Annotated in this window: 9 protein-coding genes and 1 riboswitch; of the genes, 6 read left to right on the top strand and 3 right to left on the bottom strand. The window is 66.9% G+C overall.

Annotated elements, in window-relative coordinates; genetic code table 11:
• Nucleotides 1-163: 163 nt before the first annotated feature.
• The 3 genes from TVC13_RS17505 to TVC13_RS17495 all read right to left on the bottom strand — a co-directional run bounded on the left by TVC13_RS17505 (nt 164) and on the right by TVC13_RS17495 (nt 3123).
• Entirely contained in the window at nt 164-1021 is an 858-nt protein-coding gene (locus TVC13_RS17505) for a PhzF family phenazine biosynthesis protein (protein WP_422402413.1), read from the bottom strand.
• Nucleotides 1022-1155: 134 nt separating this feature from the next.
• Entirely contained in the window at nt 1156-1662 is a 507-nt protein-coding gene (locus TVC13_RS17500) for a flavin reductase family protein (protein WP_422402412.1), read from the bottom strand.
• Nucleotides 1663-1713: 51 nt separating this feature from the next.
• Nucleotides 1714-1833: riboswitch (SAM riboswitch) on the bottom strand.
• A gap of 87 nt (nt 1834-1920) precedes the next feature.
• The gene (locus TVC13_RS17495; RefSeq protein WP_422402411.1) at nt 1921-3123 is read right to left on the bottom strand and encodes an MFS transporter; all 1203 of its coding nucleotides are present in this window, start codon (nt 3121-3123) and stop codon (nt 1921-1923) included.
• A gap of 69 nt (nt 3124-3192) precedes the next feature.
• Here TVC13_RS17495 and TVC13_RS17490 point away from each other — a divergent pair, with 69 nt between their 5' ends.
• The 6 genes from TVC13_RS17490 to alaS all read left to right on the top strand — a co-directional run bounded on the left by TVC13_RS17490 (nt 3193) and on the right by alaS (nt 10084).
• On the top strand, nt 3193-4029 hold the full coding sequence (locus tag TVC13_RS17490) for a PhzF family phenazine biosynthesis protein (protein WP_422402410.1): 837 nt from the start codon (nt 3193-3195) through the stop codon (nt 4027-4029).
• 104 nt (nt 4030-4133) lie between these two features.
• Nucleotides 4134-5528, top strand: a complete 1395-nt coding sequence (locus TVC13_RS17485; protein WP_422402409.1) for a replication-associated recombination protein A — start codon at nt 4134-4136, stop codon at nt 5526-5528.
• Nucleotides 5529-5838: 310 nt separating this feature from the next.
• A complete protein-coding gene (gene rpsD / locus TVC13_RS17480; protein WP_191746511.1) occupies nt 5839-6465 on the top strand; it encodes a 30S ribosomal protein S4 in 627 nt (208 codons plus the stop codon).
• A gap of 197 nt (nt 6466-6662) precedes the next feature.
• A complete protein-coding gene (locus TVC13_RS17475) occupies nt 6663-7037 on the top strand; it encodes a DUF948 domain-containing protein (RefSeq protein WP_422402408.1) in 375 nt (124 codons plus the stop codon).
• Nucleotides 7038-7076: 39 nt separating this feature from the next.
• Complete coding sequence (locus TVC13_RS17470) at nt 7077-7331, top strand: hypothetical protein (protein WP_422402407.1); 255 nt, start codon at nt 7077-7079, stop codon at nt 7329-7331.
• Nucleotides 7332-7390: 59 nt separating this feature from the next.
• Nucleotides 7391-10084, top strand: coding sequence for an alanine--tRNA ligase (gene alaS, locus TVC13_RS17465; RefSeq protein WP_422402406.1), 2694 nt, complete (start codon nt 7391-7393; stop codon nt 10082-10084).
• Nucleotides 10085-10216 lie beyond the last annotated feature (132 nt).

Raw genomic sequence — 10216 nt, 5'->3', positions numbered from 1 at the left:
CCGCCCCGCCCCCGCGGGGGCCCGCCGGGGTCCATTGCTGTCCGTAACCTTCACGATGCGGCCGGCTAGCGCATTCCGCTCCGCTTTGTGCAGTTCGCTCCGCGGCGCGGCGGAGCGATGTCCCAAACCGGCGCGATGTTCCAAAACGCAGCGATCCGCTGCCTCAGATGCTGATGGTCCCTGTGATCCGGGTGGTGCATTCCCCGCCCACCCAGATGCCCGCACCGTCGGCTTCCACGTGGACGCGTCCGGTCCGGCCAAGGACTGTTCCCTGGGCAGCGATGTACGACGACGGTGCCCGGCCGCTTCCTATCAGCCACTGGGCCACCCCGGCGTTGAAGCTGCCTGTCACCGGGTCCTCACAGGGGAGGTCATCGGAGATGAACGTGCGCACCTCAAACCCGGTGGACTCGCCGTCGGGGTGCGGGCCGATGACGCCGACAGCCAAGCCGGCCATGGCCGGGTAGTTGGGACGGATGGCCAGCACCTCCGCTGCCGAGTCCAGCAGCACGCCGATCCATTCAGGGCCGTTGACCAGCCAGGCAGCGTCCCGCAGCGCCTGCCGGGAGAGTCCCAGGCCTGCCGCAACGCGGTCCAGCACCTCCTCGGCAACAGGTCCCGACCGCGTCAGCGCCGGAGCCGCAAAAGCCAGCCGGCCGCCGTCGTCCGTTTTGATCCGCACCAGGCCGGCAGCGGATTCCTGGACGAGGATGCCCTCCTGCCGGGGTTTTCCTCCGGCTTCCAGCCAGGCCTGGGCAGAGCCCAGGGTGGGATGCCCGGCGAACGGCAGTTCCTCAGTGGGGGTGAAAATCCGGACCCGGTAGTCGGCCTGCGAATCGTCCGGGGGCAGCAGGAAGGTGGTCTCGGACAGATTGGTCCAGTTCGCGAATCGCTGCATCCGGGCGGTACTGAGTCCGGAGGATTCAAGGACGACGGCGAGCGGGTTGCCGCCGAAGGGTTCGGGGCTGAACACATCAACCTGGGCAAACGGGCGGGCAGATACGGGAGTTTCGGGAGTCACTATTTGAGCTTAGTGAGTCGCCCGGGTGGATCCGATAGGCATGGGTTGCCCCAAGCTGCTCCGGTTTGTGCTGTTTGCTCCGCGGCGCGGCGGAGCGATTTCCCAAAACGGAGCGTTTTGCGAGGGCGGGCGACTCAGACGAACGCGGGTACCGCGAGATTCCTAAACGCCGACCCGTGGAAGACCAGCGGCTCATGTGCGCCGTCGTGGGTGGAGTAGCCGTGCACGCGAAGCAGAACGACGGCGTGGTCCCCGGCCGGAATCTCGTTCTCAACCGAGGTTTCGAGCCAGAGGGCGGCCTCGTCCAGGAACAGGGCACCGGTGTCGGCTTCGTGCAGGCTCAGCCCGGCAAAGCGGTCACCGTCGCGGGAAGCGATCTGGCGGCAGACGCCGTCGTGCCCTGTGCCCAGGATGGATACACCGATCCGGCCTGCCGTACGAAGCAGCGGCCAGGTGCGGGAGGTGTTTTGCACCGCGAACATCACCAGGGGCGGATCCATCGAGACTCCGACGGTGAAGGAAGAGGCCACGATTCCCTGCGGTGCACCATCCACTTCGGCGCAGAGCGCTGCGATTCCGGACGGAAAACGCCCAAAGGCCTGACGCAGTGCATTCGGCTGGAGATCAGTTTCAAGTGCCATGGAGATTCCTCTGCCTGAGGCGCAGCCTGCGGTGCGGAACCGTGGAGGCTGACGCTGTACTTGCCGGACCGGGAGATCCACCGGAACGGCCGAATCGTCACCTGGAGCACCCCGCTACGGCGAGAGGGTTGCCGTCCAGCCGGCCAGGGCCTGTGGCTGGAACTCTTGATTCTGGCTACCAATCTAGGAGCCGGGGTGTCCCGGGGCAAACGACCGTCACATTCCGGCCATGCAGGGCAACACTTCGTAACGGGGTACCTAACCGGCTGCCGGCCTGTTTCCTGTTTCCACGGGGTCAGGCGCCACGGCTGGATTGTCCGGCCTGTCCCGAACACCCATCCGGTGCAGGACCATGGGACCCAGCGCGGCCCCGCTGAGGATGACAGCGCCCAGCACCAGGCAGGAGAGGAGCCAGGGAGCGCCGTCGTAAAGGAAGCCTGCCAGCAGGGACCCTGCGGCGGCACCGATCAGTCCCGCGTTGCTCAGGAGTGCCATTCCGCGGCCGAGCCGGTGATCGCCGGCCTCAGCCACTACCGCTCCATGCATCGGAATCAACAGCGCCCAGGAAGCACACGTTAGTACCCACAGCGCAGCGATGAGCAGCGGAGACGGAGTGAATGCCAGGCCGACTGCGGCCACGGCCGAGGCAGTCGACGCCGCGATGTAACCTGTCCGGCGCCCGCGCCGCTCGGTGAACCGGTGCAGCACCCGGGGGAGAACCGTCAGCGCAATGCCGCCGGGCAGGTAGACAAGTGCGATCTGGTAGACCTCCAGACCGACTGCGTTCTGCAGATGCAGCAGGAGCAGCAGTCCCACACCGGCCTCGGCCACTGCCGTCAAACCGGCCAGGAAAAGGAGCGGTCCCAGGCCGGAGCCTTTCGCCCTGCCGCGCGGATCGTCCTGGACCCGGGGCGGCGCGCTGCGGACCAGCAGCAGCCAGAGGGCGGCCGCCAGGCAGACAACGGCCAGCGCAATGAAGACGCCGAAGAATCCGATGGTCGGCAGCAGCACCATAGCCGGGATCCAAAAGAACCAGGACCCGAAGGACTCAGAGGAAAGCAGCCCGGCCAGGGAACCCGAATCGGTGTCCAGAGACTCGGCGGCGACGGCACGGACGGCTATCCAGAAGAGCGCACCGCCAATACCGCCCACAGCCGCCGCTGCCACTGCCCAGGGCCAGGAGCCAGCCATAGCGTAACCGAGGCAGCTGAGGGCGTAGAGGAACGCGCCCGCTGCTGCGACGCGGGTCCGGGTGAACGTGTCGGCCAGCCGGCCGGCCAGGGGCCGCGCTGCCACCGAGACGGTCAACTCCACAGCGATGAGCATCCCAATGGCTGCGCTGCAGAGGCCGAGCTCAATCCCTGCCCACAGCGGGATCAGGAAGTCCACCAGCTCAGCTGAACCGCCCAGTGCGGCCGCAGCTGCTGCAACGGGTTTGCGGGAGCCCGCTCCGTTTCTCATGCGCAGAGCCTAGCGGACACCATCGGCACGCTTTGCCGCGCACGTGCGGCCAGCTATTACAGTGTCCGCATGAGACAACGCTGGTTCAAACAGGTAGACGTTTTCGGCAGCAAGCCGTACCAGGGCAACCCGCTGGCCGTGGTCCTGGACGGGGAAGACCTCGACGACGAGGCCATGCTGCAGTTCGCCCGCTGGACGAACCTCTCCGAGACCACCTTTATCCTCCCGGCGACGCAGGACGAGGCCGACTACCGGGTGCGGATTTTCACCCCGGGCGGCGAAATCCCGTTCGCCGGGCACCCCACCCTGGGAACGTGCCACGCGTGGACCGAGGCCGGAAATACGCCGATGAAGCCGGGTCTAGTGGTTCAGGAGTGCGGAATTGGGCTGGTGCCGCTCCGGGTCAACGCAGGCCTGGCCGCCTTTGCAGCACCTCGGCTGATCCGCACCGGGCCTGTGGAGGAGGGGACACTGGCCCGTGTGACGGCCGCGCTCGGGCTCACGCCGGACCAGGTCCGCGGCCACCAGTGGGTGGACAACGGACCGGGCTGGCTGGGACTTCTGCTGCCGGACGCTGAGACGGTCCTCTCACTGCGGCCGGACCATGCCGCAATCGGCGACCTGCGGGTGGGAGTAATTGGCCCGCAGCCGGAGTCAGCGGAGACTGACTTCGAGGTCCGCGCCTTCGCCCCCGGACTCGGAGTCTCCGAGGATCCGGTCACCGGAAGCCTTAATGCCGGACTCGCCCAGTGGCTGATCGGCGATGGAATTGCCGAGGAGCGCTACACGGTCACCCAGGGCACCGCCGTCCACCGTTCCGGCCTGGTCCGGGTGTTCACCCGCGAAGGCCGGATCTGGGTTGGCGGCGAGTCCGTCACCTGCATCGACGGCTCCGTTTCCCTCTAACAGTCCATCTAGTGCATCATGCCCATCGAGATGACACTTACGGCTCTTTTCAGCGCTGAAAGGAGCCGTAAGTGTCATCTCGATGGCACGGGTAGCCTTGAACCGTGAATGACTTGTTCAACAGCGGTGAGGATCAGGACCAGCAGGACGACGACGGCGCCGCGGCAGAGGGCGACGCCCGGCAGCGCCCGCGCAGCCCGCTTGCGGTGCGGATGCGCCCGCGCACTCTGGACGAGGTAGTGGGCCAGCAGCACCTGCTGGCGCCCGGCTCCCCGCTGCGGACCCTCGCCGAAGCACCTCAGGGAGGCCCGGCCGGCCCTTCGTCCGTGATGCTGTGGGGTCCTCCGGGCACCGGCAAAACAACACTGGCGCACGTTGTAGCCCGCGGGCCCGGCCGTAAGTTCGTGGAACTGTCCGCGATCACCTCCGGCGTCAAGGACGTCCGCCGGGTCATGGACGAGGCGCTGACCGCCCGGGATCTGCACGGCATCACCACCGTTCTGTTCCTGGACGAGATCCACCGGTTTAACAAGGCCCAGCAGGACGCCCTGCTGCCTGGTGTTGAAAACCGCTGGGTTGTCCTGATCGCCGCCACTACGGAGAATCCGTCTTTCTCCGTGGTCTCCCCGCTGCTCTCCCGTTCCCTGCTGCTGACGCTCAAGCCCCTCACCGAGGAGGACATCGCCGGACTGCTGGTCCGCGCCGTCGAGGATGAGCGGGGCCTGGCGGGCCGGGTTCAACTCAGTGAAGAGGCGCTGGAGCACCTGGTGCGCCTCGCCGCAGGGGACGCCCGCCGCGGGCTGACCGCATTGGAAGCCGCCGCCGGCGTTGCCTACTCGGAACGGGACCCTGACGTTACCGTGCCCGCGGTCGAACTTGCACATGCGGAGCAGGCCCTCGACGTTGCAGCGCTGCGCTATGACCGGGCAGGGGACCAGCACTATGACGTCACCAGCGCCTTCATCAAGTCCCTGCGCGGTTCCGACGTCGACGCCGCCCTGCACTACCTGGCCAAGATGCTGGAAGCGGGGGAGGACCCGCGGTTCATCTCCCGCCGGCTGATGATCTCCGCCGCGGAAGACGTGGGGATGGCGGACCCGACGGCGCTGCAGACCGCCGTCGCCGCGGCCCAGGCCGTGCAGTTGATCGGCATGCCGGAGGGCCGGCTCATCCTGGCCGAAGCTGTGGTGCACATAGCCACCGCCCCCAAGTCGAACGCCGCGTACAAGGCGATTGGTGCCGCGACGGCGGACGTCCGGGCCGGGTACGGCAAGGGCATACCGCCGCATCTGCGCGACGCCCACTATCCCGGGGCCAAGCAGCTGGGCCACGGCAAGGGCTACATCTATTCGCATGATGAGCCGCATGGGGTGGCGAAACAGCAGTATGCGCCGGATGACCTGGTGGGCAAGGACTACTACAAACCCACGGCCAACGGCGCCGAACGGGACATTTCAGCCCGGCTGGAACGCCTGCGCGGAATCATCCGCGGTCAGTAGCGGGCCAGTAGCGGCCAGTAGCGGCCACCGCGCCATCCAGCCCGTCCGGCGGGCCTGCCACCAGGCCCGCCACAAGTCCGGGTGCATGCTAGGATTGATGGTTGACTGGCAAGCGCACTGCCGGACAATCCCACCAACCGACCGGATTCACTTCCGGATGCGGTGGAACTGTGTCCGGTAACTGCGTTGCAGCAGAAGGCAGCGGTTGGCCGGAGCTCTCCCTAATGGAGGCCAGTGACTACGTATTAGCCGTGCACGGCGGGTTTTCCCGGTGCGTGCGGCAAAACCGCCAAAACAGTGAAAGGTGAACGTGGCTAATTCAACACGTGCACGCCGTCAGGCTCGCGCTTCGCGCGCCCTCGGCATTGCTTTGACCCCCAAGGCAGCAAAGTACTTCGAGCGCCGGCCTTACCCCCCGGGTGAGCACGGCCGCGCACGCCGCAAGCAGGACAGCGACTACGCAGTCCGCCTGCGCGAAAAGCAGCGCCTGCGCGCACAGTACGGCATACGCGAAGCACAGATGACCCGTGTCTTCGAAGAAGCCCGCCGCACCGCCGGTCTGACCGGTGAAAACCTGATCGAGCTTCTCGAGATGCGTCTTGACGCCCTCGTGCTGCGTGCCGGCTTCGCCCGGACGATCGCCCAGGCCCGCCAGCTTGTTGTGCACCGCCACATCATGGTTGACGGCGCCCGCGTGGACCGCCCGTCCTTCCGCGTGTCCGAAGGCCAGCTCATCCATGTGCACCAGCGCAGCGAGACCATGACGCCGTTCCAGGTTGCCGCTGCCGGCGCCCACCGCGACGTCCTGCCCGCTGTTCCGGGTTACCTGGATGTCTCCCTGGACAAGCTGCAGGCTCGCCTGGTTCGCCGCCCGAAGCGCTCGGAAATCCCCGTGACCTGCGAAGAGCAGCTCGTGGTGGAATACTACGCACGCTAATTCGACTCTCTTCCCGCTTTTGCGGGAGGTATGGCGAAATGGAACAGCCCGCGGCCCCGGCCCGGGGGCTGTTTCGTTTCCCGGCGGCCGTGCGCAGGCCCTGAACGGGGGAACGCGCCGCCGCCAAGTAAGTGTCCTGTCCCGTCAATGGGTAAGGTACATAGCGGAAACTCTTCGAAAACAACCCAAGGAGAACCATGTCAGGTGGAGATATTGCCGGTCTGATCGCAGCCGGGGTTTTTGCCGTGCTGGTTGCGCTGCTGGCCGTCCCGCTCCTCAAGCTTGGGAAGGTCTTCGATGAGCTTCGCGGATCGATCAAGACCCTCAGTGATGAAACCACCCCGCTGATCGACGAGGTCACCACCACGGTTTCCACCACGAACCTGCAGCTGCAGAAGGTTGACGGCATTTCCTCGAACGTCTCCGACGCGTCGGCCAACGTTTCCGCGCTGACGTCCCTGATCGCCGCCACCGTCGGTTCGCCGCTGATCAAGGTCTCCGCCTTCACTTACGGAGTCCGCACCGCACTGACCTCCCGCCGCCCCGCCGGGCGCGGCCGCCGCAGCCGCTAGGGCCTTCCGCCGCCATGCAGTCCACTACAGGAGCAGCACATGATTAAGCGTGTCTTTTGGATGTCGATCGGCATCACCATCGGCGTGATCGCAGTCCGGCGCATCTCTGACGCCAAGGAGAGCCTCGGCCCGGCCGGCCTGAACCGCGCCGTCGGCACTGCCGCCGACGCCCTGCACGATTTCACTGACGCCTTCCGTGACGCCATGACCCAGCGTGAAGGCGAACTCCGTTCCGCCCTGGGCCTGGACACCACGGACACGGTGGCCCAGACCATGTCCTCAGCCCGCCGCTGACATTCCCCACCCCGCACTGACCTGCGCGGAATTGATTTACCAGAAGGGTAAGAAACACCATGAAGTCCCACGAGATCGCACGCCGCTGGCTGGATTTCTTCAGCAGGAAGGGCCACACGGTCGTTCCCTCCGCGTCGCTCGTCAGCAACGACCCGTCGCTGCTGTTCACCGTTGCGGGCATGGTGCCCTTCATTCCCTACCTGACCGCGCGTGAGACCCCGCCGTACAGCCGCGCCACCAGCGTCCAGAAGTGCATCCGCACCGCTGACATTGAAGAGGTCGGCAAGACGGCCCGGCACGGCACCTTCTTCCAGATGGCCGGCAACTTCTCCTTCGGTGACTACTTCAAGGAAGACGCCATCACCTTCGCCTGGGAGCTGCTGACCAGCCCCGTGGCAGAGGGCGGCTACGGGCTCGATCCCGAACGGCTCTGGGTCACCGTCTACGAAGACGGCGACGAGCGCGACGACGAGGCACGCGCCATCTGGCGGGACAAGATCGGCGTGCCCAACGAGCGCATCATCGGCACCGGCAAGGCTGACAACTACTGGAACACCGGCCAGGCCGGCCCCGGCGGTCCCTGCTCGGAGATCTACTACGACCGCGGCCCGGCGTACGGCCTCGAAGGCGGCCCGGCCGTGGACGAGACCCGCTACATCGAGATCTGGAACCTGGTCTTTATGCAGTACCAGCTCTCCGAGGTCCGCTCGAAGACCGATTTCGACGTCGCCGGCGAACTGCCGCAGAAGAACATCGACACCGGCCTCGGCCTGGAACGCCTGGCCATGATCCTGCAGGGCGTGGAGAACATGTACGAGACGGACCAGGTCCGTCCCGTCCTGGACAAGGCTGCCGAACTCTCCGGCAAGGCCTACACCTCCGCCGAAGATCCCTCGGATCCGCACCACGCAGACGACGTGAAGATGCGCGTTGTGGCAGACCACATCCGCTCGGCACTCATGCTGATTTCCGACGGCGTCACCCCGTCCAACGAGGGCCGCGGCTACGTGCTGCGCCGCCTGATCCGCCGTGCCGTGCGCGCGATGCGCCTGCTCGGCGTCGAGACCGCGGTGCTGCCCGAACTGCTGCCCGTCTCCCGGGACGCCATGAAGGGCACCTACCCCGAGGTCGAAGCCGACTTCGCCCGCATCTCCCGCATTGCCTACGCCGAGGAAAAGGCGTTCCTGCGCACCATCGCCTCCGGCACCGAGCGGCTTGAAGCCGCCGTGCAGGAGTCCAAGGCTGCAGGCAAGCCGCTCTCCGGCGCCGACGCCTTCGCGCTGCACGATACCTACGGGTTCCCGATCGACCTCACCCTCGAGATGGCCGAAGAAGCCGGCCTCAAGGTGGACGAAGCCGGTTTCCGGTCCCTCATGCAGGAGCAGCGCCAGCGCGCCCAGGCTGACGCGCGCGGCAAGAAGCACGGCCACTCGGACATGTCCGTGTTCAACGAACTGCTCAAGGCCGGCAACACCGTGTTCACCGGCTACGACGAACTGAGGACCGAGTCATCGGTCCGCGGCATCGTCTCCAACGGCAAGTCCGTGTCCTACGCAGGCCAGGGCACCGAAATCGAGCTGGTCCTGGACGAAACGCCGTTCTACGCAGAAGCCGGCGGCCAGGCTGCCGACGTCGGGCTCATTACCGGCGACGGCTTCGTGGTTGAGGTCTCCGATGTACAGCGCCCGGTCAAGGGGCTCACCGTCCACAAGGCCGTGGTCCGCGAAGGTGAAATCTCCGCCGGTGCCCTGGCACAGGCAGCGGTCGACGCCGAGCAGCGCCACGCAGCCGAGCAGGCACACTCCGGCACGCACATTGTGCACGCCGCCCTGCACCAGATCCTCGGCCCGGAAGCTCTCCAGCGCGGTTCCTTCAACAAGGCCGGCTACCTGCGGTTCGACTTCTCCTGGGGCGAAGGCCTCTCTGCTGCCGCCAAGTCCGAGATCGAAGAGGTCTCCAACCTGGCCATCCGCAGCAACCATAAGGTCGAAACGAAGATCATGTCCCTGGCTGACGCCAAGGCCCTCGGTGCCACGGCACTGTTCGGTGAGGCCTACGGCGACCAGGTGCGCGTAGTGGAGATCGACGGCGAATGGTCGCGTGAGCTCTGCGGCGGCACGCACGTTGACTCCACCTCCCGCATCGGCTCCCTGACCCTGTTGGGTGAACAGTCCGTCGGCTCGGGCAACCGCCGTGTGGAAGCCTTCGTGGGCATGGATGCGTTCCGCCACCTCGCAGCTGAGCGGGCCCTGGTGAACGAGCTCTCCGAACTGCTGAAGGTTCCTTCGGTTCAGGTTCCCGAGCGTGTGGCAGCCACCCTGGCCAAGCTGAAGCAGGTCGAAAAGGAACTTGAGCGCCTGCGCCGCGAACAGCTTGCTGCCTCCGCGGCTGCACTGCTCGGCTCGGCAGTGGACATCGACGGTGTCCGACTGCTGGCACATGACGCCGGTACCGTCTCCGGCGCGGATGACCTGCGCACGCTCGCCCTGGACCTGCGGTCCCGGCTGGGCAGCGAAGCGGCCGTGGTAGCCGTTGCCGGTGCAGCCAACGGGCGTCCGGTAGTGATCGTGGCCACGAATGAGGCCGCCCGTGAGGCTGGCGTCAAGGCAGGTGCCCTGGTGAAGACCGCGGCCGGCGTCCTTGGCGGCGGCGGAGGCGGCAAGGACGACGTCGCCCAGGGCGGCGGAGCCGACGCCGGCAAGATCTCCGAGGCGCTCGATGCCATCCGCGCAGCGGTGGCGAACCGGGGCTAGCACCAAAGTGTCCGGCTACCCGCGCGGAACCAAACTCGGCGTTGATGTTGGACTGGCACGCGTCGGGGGGGGGGCGGGGGGGGCGCCCCCCCCCCCCGCCGCCCCCCCCCCCCCCCCCCCCCCCCCCCGCCC

Source organism: Arthrobacter sp. 3Tela_A (assembly GCF_049311025.1).
Lineage (GTDB): Bacteria > Actinomycetota > Actinomycetes > Actinomycetales > Micrococcaceae > Arthrobacter_B.
Note: the sequence above shows the minus strand (reverse complement) of the source record. Positions and strands in the feature narration are given on the sequence as shown.

Coding starts and splice junctions, on each gene's coding strand:
- TVC13_RS17500 (WP_422402412.1), bottom strand. CDS start 1,662: ATGGCACTTGAAACTGATCTCCAGCCGAATGCACTGCGTCAGGCCTTT.
- TVC13_RS17470 (WP_422402407.1), top strand. CDS start 7,077: ATGATTAAGCGTGTCTTTTGGATGTCGATCGGCATCACCATCGGCGTG.
- TVC13_RS17495 (WP_422402411.1), bottom strand. CDS start 3,123: ATGAGAAACGGAGCGGGCTCCCGCAAACCCGTTGCAGCAGCTGCGGCC.
- TVC13_RS17490 (WP_422402410.1), top strand. CDS start 3,193: ATGAGACAACGCTGGTTCAAACAGGTAGACGTTTTCGGCAGCAAGCCG.
- alaS (WP_422402406.1), top strand. CDS start 7,391: ATGAAGTCCCACGAGATCGCACGCCGCTGGCTGGATTTCTTCAGCAGG.
- TVC13_RS17475 (WP_422402408.1), top strand. CDS start 6,663: ATGTCAGGTGGAGATATTGCCGGTCTGATCGCAGCCGGGGTTTTTGCC.